This is a genomic window from Pseudomonas sp. AA-38 (assembly GCF_029457475.1).
Taxonomy (GTDB): Bacteria; Pseudomonadota; Gammaproteobacteria; order Pseudomonadales; family Pseudomonadaceae; genus Aquipseudomonas.
The window spans coordinates 4,725,586-4,744,131 of record NZ_CP120359.1; the positions used below are offsets into that span (position 1 = coordinate 4,725,586).

Genomic DNA, 18,546 nt, shown 5'->3' on the forward strand with positions numbered 1-18,546 from the left:
AACAAAGCAAATGAACAGCCAACCCCTGCGTGTCGGCATCGGCGGCCCGGTCGGTTCCGGCAAGACCGCCCTGACCCTGGCGCTGTGCCGCGCCCTGCGCGAGCGCTACAACATCGCCGTGGTCACCAACGACATCTACACCCAGGAAGACGCCCAGTTCCTGGTGCACAACGAAGCCCTGGAGCCCGAGCGCATCATCGGTGTGGAAACCGGCGGCTGCCCGCATACCGCCATCCGCGAGGACGCCTCGATCAACCTGGAGGCGGTGGAGCAGCTCAACCGGCGCTTCCCCGGCCTGGATCTGATCATCGTCGAATCCGGCGGCGACAACCTCTCGGCCACCTTCAGCCCGGAACTCTCCGACCTGACCCTCTACGTGATCGACGTCGCCGCCGGCGACAAGCTGCCGCGCAAAGGTGGGCCGGGCATCTGCAAGTCCGACCTGTTGGTGATCAACAAGATCGACCTGGCGCCCATGGTTGGCGCCTCGCTGGAGGTGATGGAACGCGACACCCTGAAGATGCGCGGCGAAAAGCCCTTCGTCTTCAGCAACCAGAAGGTCGGCCAGGGTCTCGACGAGATCATCGCCTTCATCGAACGCCAGGGCATGCTGACCGCGGCCTGAACCTCCCCTGTCCCGCCTGCGGGAGAGAGGGCCGCCTCTCTCCTTACCCATTGAGTCAAGGAGACCTATATGAATCTGCGCAAAACCCTTTCCGCCATCGCCCTGTTCTGCACCCCAGCGCTGGCCTTCGCCCACCCCGGCCATGGCGAATCGGGCCTGCTCTCCGGCCTGGCCCACCCGGTATTCGGTCTGGATCACCTGCTGGCGATGCTCGCCGTCGGCCTGTGGGCCGCACAGCAAAACGGCGCAGCACGCTGGGCACTGCCGCTGACCTTCGTCGGCACCATGCTCATCGGCGGCCTGCTGGGTTTCTCCGGGGTGGAGATTCCGCTGATGGAAACCGGCATCGCCGGCTCGGTGCTGGCCTTCGGTCTGCTGGTGGCGGTAGCCGCGCGCCTGCCGATGATCCTGTCCATTGCCCTGACTGCCCTGTTCGCTCTCACCCACGGTGTTGCCCATGGCCTGGAACTACCGGACTTGGCCAGCCCGCTGGGCTATGCCGCTGGCTTCGTCATCGCCACCGCCGCCCTGCACGCCTTCGGCTACGCCCTGGTGCGCTTCCTGCCCCAGGCAGCCGCACCGCTGGTGCGCATCGCTGGCGCCGCCTCGGCACTGACCGGCGTCTGGCTGCTGGCCAGTTGAGTCCCTGCCGTCCGCCTCTGCCCCGAGGAGGCGGACGAACTTCGCCTCTGGCTGCATGAATGTTCGCCAGCTCGGGATATCCCCATGCTCTCTTGCCCAAACCTGGTTATCCCCAGATAACTCACAGAGGCATGCACAGAATCTGAGGATAACCTGCACGACGCATGTCCCTCTGCGCCGTGAATGGCCCCTCCCGCCAGCCTCGCGCACGCTCTTGTGCACCTGCTCATTAATCCGCCAACCACCTCAAACCCGCTAATCACCTGGCCTTACGGCTGCCTTCAAGAGCTTATCCACAAGAAGACCCACAGTTTTCGGGGAAAACTCGGCGCCCCTGGCGCGATCTCCGAATAAAATGTCAAGCCCTTGTGAACAAAGGATTTTATGCCCTGATCAAAGATTGCCCAGCCTTTGCCAGGGGGCAGGATTTCGGTGCTTCATAAAGGAACTACCAGCTTATCCACAAGATTGCCCACAGCTACCGGGGAAAACTTATTCAGATTTTGAGGGGAATGCTTGGTTTGATGCCGGACTGGCAAGTTTGTGTGTTGGGTTTCCGGTTGTTTCGGGGGTTTAATGCCTGTTCCGAATTGCCGTGTTTTTGCTGATGTTTTTGGTTTCGCCCTCCTGGGCGAGTCACTTTTGACGGGCAAAAGCACACAAACTTGCCAGTCCGGTTGCCCAAGCCTGACTTCCCCCCTAGCTAGAAGAAGCAAACCTTCTGGCTACTCCTATGACCCTGATCGAAACAATCTAAGGGCAACCCAACGGCATCCCGGCTAGCCTTCTGACTACCGCCAGATAAGGAAGCCTTGCCATGTCCCTCGACGATCTACGCCAATTGCTCGCCAGCTACGCCTGCGCCGCCTGTGGTATCGATACCCGCCACTAACAGGCCGTTGAAAAACTACCTACGTTGCCATTGCTGCGTTAAAAACAGCCTCGCGTGCGAGCCCAGTCAAAATGCTCATTTACAACACGTAAACTGCGCTTTTTCGGCTGTTTTTGCCTTGCACTGGCTGCCTCGCCTACGTTTTTCCACGGCCTGTTCCCCTTGGTGACAACGCGGCGACTCGCTAACCTTGGCCCTTTTCCGTCGAGGAGTCGCGGCATGTCCCTGCGCAGCATCTGTGTTTTCTGTGGCGCCAGCCCTGGTGCCAGCCCGGTTTATCGCGAGGCCGCCGAAGCGCTCGGCCAGCACCTCGCCGAGCGCGGCCTGCGCCTGATCTATGGCGGAGGTGCGGTCGGCCTGATGGGAGTGGTGGCCGATGCGGCGCTGAATGCCGGCGGCGAAGTCATCGGCATCATTCCGCAAAGCCTGGAGCGCGCCGAGATCGGTCATCGCGGCCTGACCCACCTGGAAGTGGTCGATGGCATGCACGCACGCAAGGCGCGCATGGCAGAACTGGCCGACGCCTTCATCGCCCTGCCCGGCGGCCTCGGCACCCTGGAAGAGCTGTTCGAGGTATGGACCTGGGGCCAGCTCGGCTATCACGCCAAACCGCTCGGCCTGCTGGAAGTGAATGGCTTCTACGCCAAGCTCGGCGACTTCCTCGACCATCTGGTAGCCGAGCGCTTCGTCCGCGCGCAGCACCGCGAGATGCTGCAAATAGCCGACTCGCCACACAGCCTGATCGACGCCCTAGCGGCCTGGCAGCCGACCGTGGCACCCAAGTGGGTGGACAGAACGCCGGCCTGAACCCAGCACGTGAATCAATGCCGGCTTTCGACGCACGGCGCGGTACTGCCGTGGCCGAGGATGCTAGGCTCTGCCTCTTTCTTCAACACGGAAGCCCGACAATGGCCGGAAGCAGCCTGCTCGCCCTGATCGACGACATCAGCACGGTACTCGACGATGTCGCCACCATGACCAAGATCGCCGCGCGCAAGACCGCTGGCGTGCTCGGTGATGACCTGGCGCTCAATGCCCAGCAGGTCACAGGCGTGCGTGCCGACCGTGAACTGCCGGTGGTCTGGGCGGTGGCCAAGGGTTCGCTGATCAACAAGGCGATCCTGGTGCCGGCAGCGCTGCTGATCAGCGCCATCGCCCCCTGGCTGGTGGTGCCACTGTTGATGCTCGGCGGCCTGTTCCTCTGCTACGAAGGCGCCGAGAAACTCCTGCACAAGCTGCTGCATCGTCACGACGCTGATGAGGAGAAACAGGCGCACAGGCAAGCCCTGGCCAACCCCGAAGTGGATCTGGTGGCCTTCGAGCGCGACAAGATCCGTGGTGCGGTGCGCACCGATTTCATTCTCTCGGCGGAGATCATCACCATCACCCTGGGCACCGTCGCCACCGCCAGCTTTCTCAATCAGGTGCTGGTACTCAGCGGCATCGCCCTGGTCATGACCCTTGGCGTTTATGGACTGGTGGCCGGCATCGTCAAGCTGGACGACGCCGGGCTCTACCTCAGCCAGCGCGGCAGTGCCTTCGCTCAGGCCTGTGGGCGCGGCATTCTGGCATTCGCGCCCTGGCTGATGAAGACGCTCTCGGTGGTCGGCACGGCGGCAATGTTTCTGGTCGGTGGTGGCATTCTCAGCCATGGCCTGCCGGCCGTGGACAGCGCCGTGCACCTTGCAGCCGAGTGGGTCGCCGAGGATGCCGGGCACCTGCTTTCGCTGGCGGTACCCGCCCTGCTCAATGCCCTGCTGGGCATAGTCGTGGGTCTGCTCAGCGTGCCACTGGTCAGCCTTGCCACGCGCCTATGGCAAAGGCTGCGCCCTTCCCAGACCAACTGAGGCGAACATTTTTCGAGCAACCGGTCGCGCCCTCTGCCAGGCGCGGCCGGCACGCACTTTCCCCAGGCTTATCCACAGCTTGCCCCACAGGTTTCGGGGATAAGCCACAGCAGCACGGCCGCACGCCACTCAGCCCCTTCATGGCCGGCCAATCGATTCATTACAAAGGACTTTTCACTCGGCACAGGAGCCCTGGGCAAAACCTGACCAAGCGCCCAAAAAGCCCAAGAAATAGCGCTCTGGAAGAGCCTCCCAGAGCTTATCGACAGAGTTATCCACAGATTTTCGGGATAACCAGACGTGGCGTTCGGTCGCATCCTCGAAGGTATCGAGCTGTGCGAACCTGTCCAGACCTGACCGGAAACTCAGAATCTGGAGGCTTCAAAGATGTTGCGTAAATTTGCTCTGCTGGCTGTGCTAGGCCTGGCCAGCACTCCGCTTCTCGCTGCCGAATGCGCGGTGGATGTCGAATCCACCGACCAGATGACTTACAACACCCAAGCCATCTCCATCAGCAAGAGCTGCAAGACCTTTACCGTCAATCTCAAGCACGTAGGCTCCCTGCCCAAGACCGCCATGGGGCACAACTGGGTACTGAGCAAGACCGCCGACATGCCCGGCATCGCCAGCGACGGTATCGGTGCCGGCCCTGCCGCCAACTACATCAAGGCCGGCGACGGGCGCGTGATCGCCCATACCGACCTGATCGGCGGTGGCGAAAGCACTTCGGTGACCTTCGACGTGAGCAAACTGGCAGCCGGCGAAGACTACAGCTTCTTCTGCTCCTTCCCTGGCCACTACTCACTGATGAAAGGCAGCGTGAAGCTGGTCGACTGAGCCCTCCGGCAAGGGCCTCGAGCGAGGCCCTTGATCCCGCCTACCCAAGCGGCAATACCGTGACCTGCACTTCCGGGTCGTGGCTGCCACCTCCCAGGATCACCCCGCGCAGCGGCGATACATCGGCGAAATCCCGGCCCCAGGCCAGGGTGATGTGTTCCAGCGCCGGACGCACGTTGTTGGTCGGATCGAAATCCACCCACCCCTGACGCGGACAATACAGCGACACCCAGGCATGCGAGGCATCGGCACCGATCAGGCGTGGCTGACCGGGAGGCGGCTGGGTCAGCAGGTAGCCGCTGACGTAACGCGCCGCCAGGCCGCGCGAGCGCAGGCAGGCAAGCATCAGATGGGCGAAGTCCTGGCAGACCCCGCGCTTTTCCTCCAGCACCTGCAGCAGGGGCGTCGCCACCTGGGTGGCACCGGCGTCGAAGCTGAATTCGTCGAAGATCTTCTGCATCAGCGCCTGGCCCGCCTCCAGCAGCGGTCGCCCCGGCGTGAAGCAATCGTCGCCATAGTCGGCGAACACCTGCTTGAGGCGCACGTAGGGCGACTCGAAGCGATAACGCGCCGCCTCCAGCAGCGCCGCCTCCATGGGCTGGCCCGCGTAGCTGAGTGCGGCACAGGCCGCCTCCCAGGCGGGCGAGTCCTCCAGCTCCAGCGGCGGGCGCGCCAGCACCTCGACCCGCAGCCGCGCACTGACGCTGAGCGCCTCGTGCGGGCGCTCGAACACCAGGCGCGTCAGCGGATTGCCGAACACGTCCAGGCCATCACGGCGCTGGCAGGGCTGCGGGTCGATGCGCAGCTCCCGTTCATGGCAACGCTGCCAGGGACATTCGCGCGGCCACAGGTGGGCCAGTTGCTGGGCCAGGGAAACCGGCGCCGAATAACGGTAATGGGTGTCGTGAAGGATCTGATACGAGGCGCTGCTCATGAGGATTGCGTCCGCTGGCTGACATCGACGTGGGCGAAGAAACGCAACCCCAGGTGATCGGAGGCCGTACCGGCAGCCTCACTGATGGCGCCCAGCAGGTCGGCGAGGCCTTCGAGCACGGCACGGGTGCTGCCCGGGCCGAACAACGGGCTCTCCAGGCTGTTCAGGTTGAAGGCGGCGAGCTGCTGTTCGAGATAGACCAGGTAGCGTTCGACCGGCAGCTCGAAACGCTCGTTGATCCCCTGCAGGGAGCGCAACAAGGTGCGTAGCTGGAACATCACGGCATGCGGGTTCTGATCGTCCAGCAACAGCAGATCGAGCACCGGAATCAGTTGTGCCGAGGCCAGGTAGCGGGTGCGGTAGGTGATGCTGCTGTTACCCAGCTCCAGCAGCCACTCCAGCGCCGACTGGTCGGTGGCCGAACTGCTGCGCAGGAAGCCGGCGAAGCTGTCGCAGAGAAACTGCAGGCGCTCGACGTAACGCCCGAGCATGAGGAAGCGCCAACCATCGTCGCGGGTCATGTCGTCCAGGGCGAACCCCGACAGCGCCGCCAGCGACATCAGCATGCGGTTGAGAAAGTCCAGCAGTTCACCAAAGTCGGCCGGCTGCCCCTCGAGCAGTTGCGCCTCGCGCTGCAGCTCCACCAATGCCTGCCAGTTGGCCTGGGACAGCTTGCCGCGCACGCTGCCGGCGGCCCACTGCAGGCGTTGCAGGTTGGCGCGCAGGCTGGCTGGCCAGTCGCTGCCGAGCAAGGCTTGCAGCAGGCGTGCCTCCAGTTCACCTTCATCCGGATCGGCCAGCAGCCCCAGGCTCTGCGCCAGGGCCAGGGCGCTCTGCAGTGCCTGCGGGTCGTCGTCGTCATCGACATAGCGCGCCAGCATGATGCGCAGCAGGCGCGCGCTGTCTTCGCAACGCTCGGCGTAACGGCCGAACCAGAACAGGTTTTCCACCACCCGTGACGGCAGGAAGGGGTCGCTGCGTACCAGGTCGGCGCTGCCCAGGGTGCGCGGAGTGTGCCAGGGCTCGCCGCTACTGTTGCGGGTGCCGAGCACCCAGGTGTCCTTGCTCGCCCCGCCACGCTGCATCGACACCACTTCGGCATCGGCTTCGCCCGCCACGCGGGTCAGGCCACCGACCATCACCCGGTAGCCCTCGCTGCTGGCCACAGCGAACACGCGCATGCCAATGGCGCGCGGCTGCAGGCCGCTGCCATCCCACACCGGCGCCTGCGACAGCTTGGCCCGCGCCTGCGCCACATAGGCGTAGGGGCGCTGCCTGAGGCGTGCGGCCAGCTTGGCCCGCTGCGCTTCGTCCAGGTCGCGACCGAATACCGGGGTGAAGCTCTGCGAGGGGAAGGCCGGGCGCACCAGTAACTGGTCGAGTTTTTCCAGCGCCTCTTCCAGTACCGGCGGCTCACCGCACCACCAACTGGCGATGGACGGCAGCAGCAGTTCCTCGCCCAGCAGGTGTTCGCTGATCGCCGGCAGGAAGCCGGGCAGGCCGGGCGACTCGAGCACGCCGCTGCCCAGGGCGTTGGCCACCAGCACGCGGCCACGGCGCACCGCTTCGAGCAGGCCGGGTACGCCGAGGGCGGAGTCGGTGCGCAGCTCCAGCGGGTCGCAATAGTCGTCGTCGAGACGGCGCAGCACCGCATGCACGCGGCGCAGGCCGGCCAGGGTCTTGAGGTAGAGGGTGGCGTCGCGCACGGTCAGGTCGCTGCCTTCCACCAGCGGGTAACCGAGCTGACGCGCCAGGTACAGGTGCTCGAAATAGCTTTCGTTGAAACGCCCCGGCGTGAGCAGCACCACCAGCGGCGTCTCGCCACCGCTCGGCGCCTGGCGCGCCAGGGTGTCCTGCAGGGTGCGGAAGAAGTTGCCCAGGTGCTGCACACGCAGGTCGCGGTACAGCTCGGGGAAGGCGCGCGAGACGATCTGCCGGTTCTCCAGCGCATAACCGGCGCCGGACGGCGCCTGCGTGCGGTCGGCGGTGACCCACCAGCGGCCGTCCGGTGCGCGGGCCAGATCCACCGCGTACAGGTGCAGCCAGGTGCCGCCCGGAGCCTGCATGCCCTGACAGGGCCAGAGGAAGTTGTTGTGGCCGAACACCAGTTCGGTGGGCAGCAGTCCTTCGGCGATCAGCTTCTGCGGGCCATAGAGATCGGCCAGCACGCGGTTGAGCAGGGTCGCGCGCTGCGCCACGCCGGCGGCGATCTGTTGCCACTCGTCGAGCGGGATCAGGTTGGGCAGCAGGTCGAGTTCCCAGGGTCGGTCGGCCCCCTCGGGGTCGGCATAGACGTTGTAGGTGACGCCGTTCTCCTGAATCTGCCGCGTCAGCATGGCTTCACGCTGGGCCAACTGCTCCGGGCGGCTGCGCGCTAGCTGTTCGTAGAAGCGCCGCCAGTGCGGGCGCACGTTGCCCTTGCCGTCGAGCAGTTCGTGGTAGGCCCCGGCAGTAGGCGGGTAATCGGCTAGCAGGTCGTGCATGGCAGGCTCGGCAGTGGCAAGGCGGTACGGCTTGACGCTCCCCTCTCCCTAGCCCTTTCCCCAGAGAGGCGAGGGAACTGATCGCGGCAACCGACATTCATGTGCGCAACATGTGGTCAGACGCGCCGCAAATCCAGGGTCATCGGCAACTCATTATTGTCTATCGGCTGCAGGGCCGGGCGCTTGCCCGGGCTGTGGCCCAGGCGGAAGAAGCGCGCCAGGCGCCGGCTCTCGGCCTCGTAGGCGTTGACCGGCAGGCTGTCGTAGTTGCGCCCGCCGGGATGCGCCACATGGTACTGGCAACCGCCCAACGAGCGCTGCATCCAGGTGTCGACCAGATCGAACACCAGCGGCGCATGCACGCCGATGGTCGGCTGCAGGCAACTGGCCGGTTGCCAGGCGCGGAAGCGCACGCCACCGACGAACTCGCCGACCTTGCCGGTGGGCCGCAGTGGCACCGGCACGCCGTTGCAGGTGAGCACGTAGCGATCCGGCGCCATGCCGCCCACCTTCACCTGCATGCGTTCCAGTGACGAGTCGACGTAGCGCACCGTGCCGCCGACGGCCCCCTCCTCGCCCAGCACATGCCAGGGCTCCAGCGCCTGGCGCAGCTCCAGGTCGATACCCTTGACGGCGAAATCGCCAGCCTTGGGGAAACGGAACTCCAGGTGCGGCGCGAACCACTCGCTACGCAGGCGATAGCCGAAACTGCCCAGCTCCTGCAGCACGTCGGCGAAATCCTGCTCGACGAAATGCGGCAGCAGGAAGCGGTCGTGCAGTTCGGTGCCCCAGCGCACCAGCTTGGCCGGGCGGTAGGGCTCCTGCCAGAAACGCGCGATCAGTGCACGTAGCAGCAGTTGCTGAGCCAGGCTCATCTGCGCATGCGGCGGCATCTCGAAGGCACGCAGTTCCAGCAAGCCGAGGCGACCAGTGGCCGAATCCGGCGAGTACAGCTTGTCGATGCAGAACTCGGCGCGGTGAGTGTTGCCGGTGACGTCCACCAGCAGGTTACGCAGCAAGCGGTCGACCAGCCAGGGCGGGCAATCGCGACCCGGCTCGGGCATCTGCGCGAAGGCGATTTCCAGTTCGTACAAGGCATCGTTGCGCGCTTCATCCACACGCGGCGCCTGCGATGTCGGGCCGATAAACAGGCCGCTGAACAGGTAGGACAGCGACGGATGGTTGTGCCAGTAGCTGATCAGGCTGCGCAACAGGTCGGGGCGACGCAGGAAGGGTGAGTCGCTGGGCGTCGCGCCACCGAGGACGAAGTGGTTGCCACCGCCGGTGCCGGTATGGCGTCCGTCGATCATGAACTTCTCGCTGGACAGGCGTGATTGGCGCGCGGCCTCGTAGAGGAATTCGCAGCGCTCCACCAGTTCGTCCCAGTTTGCAGCCGGATGGATGTTCACCTCGATCACGCCGGGGTCGGGAGTAACGCGAAAGTGCAGCAGGCGCGGATCCAGCGGTGGCTCGTAGCCTTCCAGCAGCACCGGGCAGTTCAGCTCGGCAGCCACCGTCTCAATGGCCGCGACCAGCTCCAGATAGTCTTCGAGATGGCTCAGCGGCGGCATGAACAGATACAGACGGCCCTCGCGCGGCTCGGCGCACAGCGCGGTACGCACGATGCCCGCTGCAGACTGCCCGCTGGCAGGGCGTGTACTCTGCACGTTGGCGTTGGCGCCACGCCAGACCCCACGCACCTGGCGCTGGATCTGCGCCGGGCTGGGCAGCGGTGGCAGCGCCTGGCTGGGGTCGAGCGGATTGATATAGGGGTAGTCGGTCTGGCTGACCCAGGGCAGCGAATCCAGCGGCAGGCGGTAGCCCAACGGCGAATCGCCCGGCAGCAGCCGGCAATGCTCGTCACGCAGGAACCAGCGCCCGCTCTGCCAGCCCTCGCCCACCACCTGGCGCGCCAGCGGCAGCACGTGGCCAACCACGGCGTCGAGGCCCTGATCGAACACCTTGCGCAGGCGCTCGCGCTCCAGCGGGTCGCTCAGGCGCGGGTCGTCCGGGGTGACGTTGTCCGGCAATTTGCGCTCACGCCACAGGTAGTAGAACCAGTCCTCATAAGCCGGGAAGACGTTGTCGCCATCCACTCCCAACCGTGCGGCCAGGCTGGCGAGAAAGCGCGCGGCGGTTTCGGCGGTGGCGCCGTAACCGCGCTTCTCGTCGGCCAGCAGCCTGGGGTCGTGCCACAGCGGTTCGCCATCGCGACGCCAGAAGCAGTTCAGTGACCAGCGCGGCAACTGCTCACCCGGGTACCACTTGCCCTGGCCGAAATGCACCAGCGCATGCGGCGCGTAATGCTCACGCAGGCGATGGAACAGGTCGGCGGCCAGGTGCCGCTTGTTCGGCCCCAGCGCGGCGGTGTTCCACTCGTCGTCATCGGGATAGTCGAGGGCGACGAAGGTCGGTTCGCCGCCCATGGTCAGGCGCACGTCATGCTTGCTCAGGTCATCGTCGATCTGCCGTCCCAGGGCCAGGATCGCCTGCCACTGCGCCTCGCTGTAAGGTTTGGTGACGCGCGGCGCCTCCCACACACGCTCGACGCTCATCAGGTGCTCGAATTCCACCTCGCATTCGTCCAGGCCGCCGGTGATCGGCGCCGCCGAGGACGGCTCCGGGCTGCAGGCCAGGGGGATATGGCCCTCACCGGCAAACAAGCCGCTGGTAGGATCGAGGCCGATCCAGCCGGCGCCGGGCAGGTACACCTCGCACCAGGCGTGCAGATCGGTGAAATCCTTGTCGGTGCCGCTGGGCCCGTCGAGGGCTTTGACGTCGGCGGTGAGCTGGATCAGGTAGCCGGAAACGAAACGCGCGGCCAGGCCCAGGTGACGCAGCAACTGCACCAGCAGCCAGGCCGAGTCGCGGCACGAGCCGGAAGCCAGCTCCAGCGACTGCTCGGGCGTCTGCACGCCCGGCTCCATGCGAATCAGGTAGCGGATGTCGCTGGACAGACGCTGGTTCAGCTCGACAAGAAAATCGACGCTGGGCTTCGGCTCGCGGGAAATGCCGGCCAGGTACTTGGCGAACAATGGCGTCGCCGGCAGCTTGACCAGGTAGGGCGCCAGCTCACGCTGCTCGCCTTCGGTGTAGGCGAAGGGAATGCGCTCGGCGTAGGGCTCGAGGAAGAAGTCGAAGGGGTTGAACACCGCCATCTCGGCGACCAGATCCACCTCGACCTTGAACTCGCGGGTCTTTTCCGGAAAGACCAGACGCGCCAGGTAGTTGCCCTGCGGATCCTGCTGCCAGTTGACGAAGTGCTGACCCGGTTCGACCTTCAGTGCGTAGGAGAGGATACGTGTGCGGCTGTGCGGTGCCGGGCGCAGGCGCACTACCTGTGGGCCAAGGTTGACCGCGCGGTCGTAGCGGTAGTGGGTAACATGGTGCAGCGCGACATGAATCGACACGGCGGCCTCCTGCTAGCCTGGACGATGCTCCGTGCAGCGCAAGACTTATGCCAGAGCGCGGGGCACGACTCAATCAGGCGCAATCATAACCTCAACGCACCAGCAAGGAGCCAGGTGCGCACCAGAGCCGCGTTGACGCACCAATAACGGGCGCCTCTAAAAACGTAAGCGAGGCAGTCAGCGCAAGACGAAAACAGGCGAAAAAGCGGAGTTTACGAGCTGTAAATGAGCATTTTGAGCCTGTTTTTAACGCGGCGATGACAACGCAGGTAGTTTTTAGAGGTGCCCTAACGAACATCGCATTGGATTTGCCATAGCCGCAGCCTGCCTTAGACTGCACACATCTCATCAAGGATGTGTGTCATGCCCCTCCGCTCTGTCCGCTGGTTGCCCCTCGCTATCCTGACGCTCGTCCTGAGCCCCTCGCTCTGGGCAGAAGACCCGTTGCTCGCCCCCCTCGATCAAACCACCGCCAGCAGTGGCGAACGCCAGGTGCGCGGGGTACTGCGTGCGCGCAATCAGGCGGTGATCAGCAGCGAACTGGCCGGGCGCATCGTCGAGATGCCCTACAGCGATGGCCAGAGCTTCGCCAAGGGTGATCTGCTCGCCCGTTTCGACTGCAGCGCCTACCAGGCCCAGCTCAACGCTGCGCAGGCCGCCGCGCGCGCCACCCGTGAAGAGCTGAACCACAAGAAGCAACTGGCCGCCCTCAACTCGGTCGGCCGCTTCGAGGTGGCGCTGGCCGAAGCCCGCCAGGCCCAGGCCCAGGCCGAGACCCAGGTGTACCAGGTGCAGGTCAGGCGCTGCAGCGTCACCGCGCCCTTCGCCGGCAACGTGGTACAGCGCCGTGCGCAACCCCACGAAAGTGTCGCCAGTGGCGCGCCGCTGCTGGAAGTGGTGGATAACACCACGCTGGAAATCTACCTGCTGGTGCCCTCCAGTTGGCTCAGCCGCCTGCAACCGGGGCAGGCCTTCGAGTTCATTCCCGACGAGACCGGCAAGCCACTGCAGGCCAGGATCAAACGCCTGGGCGCACGCATCGACGAGGGCAGCCAGACCCTGCTGCTGATCGGTAGCCTGCCCGAGGATGCCAAGGGCCTGCTGGCCGGCATGAGCGGCACTGCGCAGTTCCAGGAGTCACCATGAACGCGCCACTGCCGGCCACGGCGGAGCGCATCTTCGCCCTGTTTCTCGGGCTCGAGCAGCAAGCACGCAAGGCTGCCAATACCGAGCAACTGGCCTTCGCCATGGTCAATGACGGCCAGGCGCTGTTCGGTTTCCGTCATGCCGCCCTGCTGATCGCCGGCAAGGTACAGGCGCTGACCGGCATCAGTGTGGTGGAAGCGCACTCCCCTTTCGTCGCGTTCGTCGAACGCGCCACCTCGGCCCTGCGCGACCAAGAGCGCCTGGACGAGGGCCATAACGTCGACCCGGCGCAGATGGACGAGCAGACTCGCCTGGACATGAACGAACTGTCCACCCCACACGCCTACTGGCTGCCGTTGAAGAACCGCAGCGGCGAAACCTTCGGCGGCCTGTGGCTGGCCCGCGAGCAACCCTTCAACGACGCCGAGCAATCCTTGCTGACGCAGTTGGCCGGCAGCTACGCCCATGCCTGGCTGGCCCTGCAACCACGCCAACCCTGGCGCCTGCGTTGGCCACGCAGAAAGCTGCTGGCCGTGGCGGCCGCGCTCTGCTTGCTGCTGCTGATCCCGGTACGCCAGTCGGTACTGGCCCCTGCCGAAGTGGTGCCCCTAGGGGGGCGTGTGGTGGCAGCCCCACTGGATGGGGTGATCGCCGAGTTCCTGGTCAAACCCAACCAGCAGGTGGCCGCCGGAGACGTACTGGTGCGTTTCGATGCCACCAGCCTCAAGGCCCAGGCCGATGTTGCCGAACGCACCCTGGGCGTGGCCGAGGCGGAACTCAAGGCCAACAGCCAACGCGCCTTCGCCGATGCCGAATCCAGTGCCCGCCTGGATCTTCTCGCCGCGCGCGTCGAGCAGAAGCGCGCCGAGCGCGACTATGCCCAGCAGTTGCTGGCGCGCAGCGAGGTACGCGCCGAGCGCGCGGGGATCGCGGTGTTCGCCGATGCCGAGCGCCTCACCGGCAAACCTGTGCAGACCGGCGAGCGACTGATGCAGATTGCCGATCCGAACCAGGCCGAACTGCGCATCGAGCTGCCAGTGGGTGACGCCATCGCCCTGCAGCCCGGCGCCGAGGTGGCGCTGTTTCTCGACAGCGATCCGCTGCATCGTCATGCGGCTCGGCTGGAGCGCGCCGCCTACGAGGCGCAAAGCACCGCCGCCGGACAACTGGCCTATCGCCTCGACGCCGCCTTCGTCGAAGCGCCGCCGCGTATCGGCTTGCGCGGCACCGCCAAGCTGTTCGGCGACCGCGCGCCGCTGGCCTACTACCTGCTGCGCCGGCCTTTGGCCACGCTGCGGCAGAGCCTGGGCCTGTGATGCTGCCCGCGCTGCGGCCCGACCTGCAGCTATCACCGGCCGCCCCCGGCCTCGATGGCGCGCCACAATGGACGCTTGCCGATCCCCTGCGCGGCCGCTACTTCAAGCTTGGCGCCGCGGCCGTGCGCCTGCTGCGCCACTGGACGCTGGGCGAGCCGCAGCGCGTGCTGGCAGCGGCCAACGGCGAGCCCGGCCTGCCCCTGGGCCAAGCCGAGCTGGAAGAAATGCTGAGCTTTCTCAGCCAGCATGACCTGATCGCCGCCCAGGATGACAAGCAGCGCGCCAGCTACGCCATGAAAGCCGCCGCCCAGCGCCAGAGCCCATGGAAACGGGTACTGCATCAGTACCTGTTCTTTCGCATCCCGCTGTGGCGCCCGGATCCCTTTCTCAATCGCGCCTGGCCGGTGCTAGAGCGTCACGGCCCCTGGCTGCTGCGCTGGGGCCTGCCGCTGGTCTTCTTACTCGGCCTGTTCCTGGTGATTCGCGACTGGCAGCGTTTCCTCACCACCTTTCCCCATCTGTTCAGTCTGGGCGGCGCCCTGGCCTTTGGCGTGGCGCTGACCTTCGCCAAGCTCTGTCACGAATTCGGCCATGCCTTCATGGCCAAGCGCGCCGGCTGCCGGGTGCAGAGCATGGGCCTGGCGTTCATGGTGCTGCTGCCGATGTTCTACACCGATGTCAGCGACGCCTGGCGCGTGCGTGACCGCCGCTCGCGATTGCTGATCGGCGCCGGCGGCGTGCTCGCCGAGCTGTCGCTGGCGGTGCTGGCGCTGCTGGCCTGGTCGCTGCTGCCGGACGGCCCGGCGCGCACCGCGGCCTTCATGCTGGCCAGTGCCACCTGGATCACCACCCTGGTGATCAACCTCAACCCCTTCATGCGCTTCGATGGTTACTTTCTGATCAGCGACCTGTGGGGCGTGGACAACCTGCAGCAACGCGCCTTCGCCCTGTGCCGTTGGCGCCTGCGCGAGGCGCTGTTCGGTTATGGCGAACCGGCCCCCGAGCCCTGGTCGCCAGCCATGCGCAAACGCCTGCTGATCTGGGGCTATGGCTCATGGATCTGGCGCGCGATCCTGTTTCTCGGCATCGCCCTCGCGGTCTATCACCTGTTCTTCAAGGTGCTGGGCATCTTCCTCATGCTGGTGGAGCTGCTCTGGTTCATCGGTTTGCCGATCTGGCGCGAACTGGGCGAGTGGTGGCAACGCCGCGAACAGGCCAATCCGCACAAGGCCTTGCTCACCGGCCTGGGCCTGGGCGCGATACTGCTGGTGCTGGTGGTGCCCTGGCGCAGTTCGGTGGAGATACCGGCCCTGCTCGAAGCCTCCCGCACCCATGCCCTGCACGCTCCGGTGGCTGCGCGCCTGAAGGCGGTGCACGTGCAGGACGGGCAGAGCGTGGCGGCCGGGGACCTGCTGCTGGAACTGGACTCGCCCGATCTGGACTCGCGGCAAGCCATCGTCCGCCGCGAGATCGACATTCTGCAACTGCAACTACGCCGCCTGTCGGCACGCAGCGAGACGGCGGCCGACGCTGGCGTTCTCGAACAGCGCCTGGCCGAGGCCGTGGCCGAATACCGCGGCCTCGCTGCGCAACGTGAGCGCCTGCAGTTACGCGCGCCACAGGCCGGCGTGGTGCGTGACCTGCAACGCGACCTGAGTGTGGATCGCTGGCTGCACCCTGCCGAGCCGTTGGCGCGCATCGTCGAGCCTGGGCTGCGCCTGCGCGGCTACCTGGCCGAAGAGAACCTCTGGCGGGTCGAGGCTGGCAGCAGCGGACGTTTCATTGCCGATGACCCAGCACGCCCGGCCATGCCGGTGCGCCTGGACGAAGTGAACCCCACCGCTGCCGCCTACCTGGAGCTGGAGGCGCTCAGCTCCGATCATGGTGGCCCCATCGCCGTGCGCCGCGACGCGCAACATCGCGCCGAGCCCGTGCAGGCACAATACGGGGTACGCCTGATGCTGCTCGAAGACGACATCCACCCCGATCATCCGTTACGTGGCGTGGTGCTGCTCGAGGGTGAGCGCCAGTCCCTGCTGGGCGCGGCCTGGCGGCGAATCGCGGCGCTCGGTGTGCGCGAAAGCGGTTTCTGAGGTGCGTTAGACCACTGGCTGCGGCTCACGGCGCATCTGGAGCTGAACCTCATCCTCCGCACTGGCTTGCGCACGAAACCCCAAGCGCTGGTAGAGACGCAGCGCGGGGTTGTGGCGCATCACCGCCAGCTCCAGCGCCTTGCCCTGCAGGTCGGCCTGGTCGATCAGCGCCTTCAGCAGTCGCTCGCCCAGGCCCTGCCCGCGGTAGCGTTCCTGCAGACCGATATCCAGCAGGCGAATGGCTTGTGCCCCCTCGTGCCAGGTAAGTGCTCCGACCGGCTCAGCATCGAGCAGCACGACCTCAGTACGGGCATCCGGGTAATGATTGGCGAAAACCTGGCGCTGCAGTTGCCATTGCTGCTCCAGCAATTGAGGACAGACTGCCAGCAGTTCAGGCTGCAGCCCCCGCAGTTGGGCGAAGAGTTGGCGCAGCCAGGGTTCGTCCGCCGCGCAGGCGACACGTCGCTTGAGCTCTCCGCCGGCCTTCATCTCGCTCATGGGCTGCTATATTTCCCCTGCCTGGCGGCAATGCCAATTATTCCTAAGCACAGGGAGTGACCCATGCTCATCGATACCCAAGGCCTCACGGCTCGGTCTTTCAACGCGGAAATCGGCCAGTTGTTCACGGCAGAGACCGTTCCCGATCCCGTCCAACTGACCCTGCACAGGCTGGTAGAGGGAGCCGTGGCGAGCAATGGTTATCGCACACCCTTCTCGCTGATCTTCACCACACCCATGAACGTGCTGTTGCTGGAAGCACAGTACCGCCTCAAGAGCGCCAGCGGTCGCGAATACATGCTCTACCTGAGCCCGATCGTCTCCCCTGGCGACGGCCTGCGTCACTATCAGGCCCAGTTCAACTAGGCCTGATAGTGGCGACCGATCACTGCCGAGGTGGATAGAGCCCCTCGACACAGATGCACTGCGTCAGGGCCAGTACTGGCTGCACTATGCTCACCGGCTGGTTCTGACCACTGACGGCTAGCTGAACGTTTAGCTGCAGTTGCGCGGGCAACTGCACAGACCCTGGCGCGGGCGCGTAGATCTGTACCGCGGCGCTCTCGCGACCATAGTTGCCAAGGCTTTGCCCGAGCGTGCTGGTGGCCGACGCCTGGCTTGCAGTGGCGGGGACGTCCGCTTCCTGCAGGGCCACGCTCAACTGGCTAACGGCATCGTGCTGGTGCTGTGGCAGATTGTTCATCAGCAGTGTGGTGCTTTCCGTCCCGGTCATCTCGCCAAGTTCATATTGCCCGCCGGCCCCCACCGCCACCCGTCCATTGAGGTTGGGCAAGCCGAAGGTGGTCGTGCCATTACCTCCATAGGTAGTACCTAGCAGAGAAAACAGTGCATCGAACTGGGCAATCGACAAAAGCTGCCCACTACAGGTCATCCAGCCGCGCGGCGCGAAGTTGCCGGCAAAGGGGGCGACTACCCCCATGTAGCTGTCGATATCCATTGCAATACTCCTCGAGCCATCAGTCGCGTGGGGGGAAGATCCCTTGCAGGCAGATGATGTAGTTGATGACGGTGAAGGGCTGGAGGATGGAGAACGGCTGGTTGCCGCCAGTATTAGCCACGGTGACCGTAGCCGTCGTGCTGAGGGGTACGCTGACCGAACCGGGGGCCGGCGCGTAGATCTTCACATCGACTGTCTCGCGGCCATAAGCACCGGTGGCACTGGCCAACACGGTGCTGGCTGTCGGCGTGGCCGTGGTGGCAGCCGCGCTGCTGGCCGGCAAGGACGCGCTGGCCGAAACCGTGGTGGCATGGTTGTGCGCGGGCATCTGCAGTTGTGTCAGGGTCATGGTTTCCTGGCCTGCCTGCTGCCCCAGAGGATGTAGTGTGGTGCCTGGCGACTGCCCCGCCCCCATGGGTACACGGCCTTGCAGGTTGGGCAGGGCGAAGTTGTTCTGGCCGTTCCCCCCATAGGTCGTGCCGATGACGGCAAAGAGCGCCTGGTTCTGATTGATGGGCAGCAACTGCCCCTGGCAGAAAGCCCAGTTACGGGGCGCGAAGTTGGGTGCCCAACCACTGATCGCACCAATGTAGGACTGATCGCTCATGACTATTCCTTTTCGATTATGGTCGCGTGATCACGGAGTCGCCCGAGCCGCCGACTTCTTCCTTGCGGCCCGAGCCGTAAAGAACCATAGCTGACATCCGTGCAGGCGAAGATTTATTTCTCGGCCCTCCTAGTCATTGCCGGAGAAACAACTAGACTGCTTTTACGGCCACTGAAGGCATACCGCCACCAGTCACACTTGCATGCCCATTCACCAACCCACGTAGAGCCTCGGCAGTAGAGGAAACATGAGCGGTGA

Annotated in this window: 15 protein-coding genes; 9 read left to right on the forward strand and 6 right to left on the reverse strand. The window is 65.2% G+C overall.

Annotated features, from left to right (window positions below):
* Positions 1-10: 10 nt before the first annotated feature.
* The 5 genes from ureG to azu all read left to right on the forward strand — a co-directional run bounded on the left by ureG (position 11) and on the right by azu (position 4,843).
* A complete protein-coding gene (gene ureG, locus PVE35_RS21770; protein WP_277372953.1) occupies positions 11-625 on the forward strand; it encodes an urease accessory protein UreG in 615 nt (204 codons plus the stop codon).
* 69 nt (positions 626-694) lie between these two features.
* Positions 695-1,267 carry a HupE/UreJ family protein gene (locus PVE35_RS21775; RefSeq protein WP_277372954.1) on the forward strand — a complete coding sequence of 191 codons (573 nt, stop codon included), beginning with the start codon at positions 695-697 and terminating at the stop codon, positions 1,265-1,267.
* 1,111 nt (positions 1,268-2,378) lie between these two features.
* Positions 2,379-2,966, forward strand: coding sequence for a TIGR00730 family Rossman fold protein (locus PVE35_RS21780; protein WP_277372955.1), 588 nt, complete (start codon positions 2,379-2,381; stop codon positions 2,964-2,966).
* A gap of 101 nt (positions 2,967-3,067) precedes the next feature.
* Positions 3,068-4,006, forward strand: a complete 939-nt coding sequence (locus PVE35_RS21785) for a DUF808 domain-containing protein (protein WP_268179169.1) — start codon at positions 3,068-3,070, stop codon at positions 4,004-4,006.
* 387 nt (positions 4,007-4,393) lie between these two features.
* Positions 4,394-4,843: an azurin gene (gene azu / locus PVE35_RS21790; RefSeq protein ID WP_268179170.1), complete on the forward strand. Its 450-nt coding sequence runs from the start codon at positions 4,394-4,396 to the stop codon at positions 4,841-4,843.
* Positions 4,844-4,883: 40 nt separating this feature from the next.
* On the opposite strand, the gene PVE35_RS21795 is transcribed toward azu, so the two are convergent.
* The 3 genes from PVE35_RS21795 to PVE35_RS21805 all read right to left on the reverse strand — a co-directional run bounded on the left by PVE35_RS21795 (position 4,884) and on the right by PVE35_RS21805 (position 11,670).
* Positions 4,884-5,777, reverse strand: a complete 894-nt coding sequence (locus PVE35_RS21795; RefSeq protein WP_268179171.1) for a transglutaminase family protein — start codon at positions 5,775-5,777, stop codon at positions 4,884-4,886.
* Positions 5,774-8,260 carry a circularly permuted type 2 ATP-grasp protein gene (locus PVE35_RS21800; RefSeq protein ID WP_268179172.1) on the reverse strand — a complete coding sequence of 829 codons (2,487 nt, stop codon included), beginning with the start codon at positions 8,258-8,260 and terminating at the stop codon, positions 5,774-5,776. The genes PVE35_RS21795 and PVE35_RS21800 overlap by 4 nt, the downstream gene beginning before the upstream one ends.
* A 116-nt stretch (positions 8,261-8,376) precedes the next feature.
* Entirely contained in the window at positions 8,377-11,670 is a 3,294-nt protein-coding gene (locus PVE35_RS21805) for a transglutaminase family protein (protein ID WP_268179173.1), read from the reverse strand.
* Between the two features lie 354 nt (positions 11,671-12,024).
* Between PVE35_RS21805 and PVE35_RS21810 the strand changes: the two genes are divergently transcribed.
* The 3 genes from PVE35_RS21810 to PVE35_RS21820 are packed head-to-tail and all read left to right on the forward strand — an operon-like array spanning position 12,025 to position 16,225.
* Complete coding sequence (locus tag PVE35_RS21810) at positions 12,025-12,816, forward strand: efflux RND transporter periplasmic adaptor subunit (RefSeq protein WP_268179174.1); 792 nt, start codon at positions 12,025-12,027, stop codon at positions 12,814-12,816.
* Complete coding sequence (locus PVE35_RS21815; RefSeq protein ID WP_277372956.1) at positions 12,813-14,132, forward strand: HlyD family efflux transporter periplasmic adaptor subunit; 1,320 nt, start codon at positions 12,813-12,815, stop codon at positions 14,130-14,132. Before PVE35_RS21810 ends, PVE35_RS21815 begins: the two co-directional genes overlap by 4 nt.
* Positions 14,129-16,225 carry a biotin/lipoyl-binding protein gene (locus tag PVE35_RS21820; protein WP_277372957.1) on the forward strand — a complete coding sequence of 699 codons (2,097 nt, stop codon included), beginning with the start codon at positions 14,129-14,131 and terminating at the stop codon, positions 16,223-16,225. Before PVE35_RS21815 ends, PVE35_RS21820 begins: the two co-directional genes overlap by 4 nt.
* Before the next feature lie 6 nt (positions 16,226-16,231).
* Here PVE35_RS21820 and PVE35_RS21825 read toward each other — a convergent pair whose 3' ends face one another.
* Positions 16,232-16,723 carry a GNAT family N-acetyltransferase gene (locus PVE35_RS21825; RefSeq protein WP_277372958.1) on the reverse strand — a complete coding sequence of 164 codons (492 nt, stop codon included), beginning with the start codon at positions 16,721-16,723 and terminating at the stop codon, positions 16,232-16,234.
* A 63-nt stretch (positions 16,724-16,786) separates the two neighbouring features.
* Here PVE35_RS21825 and PVE35_RS21830 point away from each other — a divergent pair, with 63 nt between their 5' ends.
* Positions 16,787-17,089, forward strand: a complete 303-nt coding sequence (locus tag PVE35_RS21830; RefSeq protein ID WP_268179178.1) for a hypothetical protein — start codon at positions 16,787-16,789, stop codon at positions 17,087-17,089.
* A 19-nt stretch (positions 17,090-17,108) separates the two neighbouring features.
* Here the strand turns inward: PVE35_RS21830 and PVE35_RS21835 are convergent, their stop codons facing one another.
* Both PVE35_RS21835 and PVE35_RS21840 read right to left on the reverse strand, forming a co-directional pair.
* Entirely contained in the window at positions 17,109-17,681 is a 573-nt protein-coding gene (locus PVE35_RS21835) for a tail fiber protein (RefSeq protein WP_268179179.1), read from the reverse strand.
* A 19-nt stretch (positions 17,682-17,700) separates the two neighbouring features.
* On the reverse strand, positions 17,701-18,288 hold the full coding sequence (locus tag PVE35_RS21840) for a tail fiber protein (RefSeq protein ID WP_277372959.1): 588 nt from the start codon (positions 18,286-18,288) through the stop codon (positions 17,701-17,703).
* Between the last annotated feature and the right edge of the window lie 258 nt (positions 18,289-18,546).

Coding starts and splice junctions, on each gene's coding strand:
- PVE35_RS21785 (WP_268179169.1), top strand. CDS start 3,068: ATGGCCGGAAGCAGCCTGCTCGCCCTGATCGACGACATCAGCACGGTA.
- PVE35_RS21810 (WP_268179174.1), top strand. CDS start 12,025: ATGTGTGTCATGCCCCTCCGCTCTGTCCGCTGGTTGCCCCTCGCTATC.
- PVE35_RS21800 (WP_268179172.1), bottom strand. CDS start 8,260: ATGCACGACCTGCTAGCCGATTACCCGCCTACTGCCGGGGCCTACCAC.
- PVE35_RS21815 (WP_277372956.1), top strand. CDS start 12,813: ATGAACGCGCCACTGCCGGCCACGGCGGAGCGCATCTTCGCCCTGTTT.
- ureG (WP_277372953.1), top strand. CDS start 11: ATGAACAGCCAACCCCTGCGTGTCGGCATCGGCGGCCCGGTCGGTTCC.
- PVE35_RS21825 (WP_277372958.1), bottom strand. CDS start 16,723: ATGAGCGAGATGAAGGCCGGCGGAGAGCTCAAGCGACGTGTCGCCTGC.
- PVE35_RS21835 (WP_268179179.1), bottom strand. CDS start 17,681: ATGGATATCGACAGCTACATGGGGGTAGTCGCCCCCTTTGCCGGCAAC.
- PVE35_RS21780 (WP_277372955.1), top strand. CDS start 2,379: ATGTCCCTGCGCAGCATCTGTGTTTTCTGTGGCGCCAGCCCTGGTGCC.
- PVE35_RS21775 (WP_277372954.1), top strand. CDS start 695: ATGAATCTGCGCAAAACCCTTTCCGCCATCGCCCTGTTCTGCACCCCA.
- PVE35_RS21795 (WP_268179171.1), bottom strand. CDS start 5,777: ATGAGCAGCGCCTCGTATCAGATCCTTCACGACACCCATTACCGTTAT.
- PVE35_RS21840 (WP_277372959.1), bottom strand. CDS start 18,288: ATGAGCGATCAGTCCTACATTGGTGCGATCAGTGGTTGGGCACCCAAC.
- azu (WP_268179170.1), top strand. CDS start 4,394: ATGTTGCGTAAATTTGCTCTGCTGGCTGTGCTAGGCCTGGCCAGCACT.
- PVE35_RS21830 (WP_268179178.1), top strand. CDS start 16,787: ATGCTCATCGATACCCAAGGCCTCACGGCTCGGTCTTTCAACGCGGAA.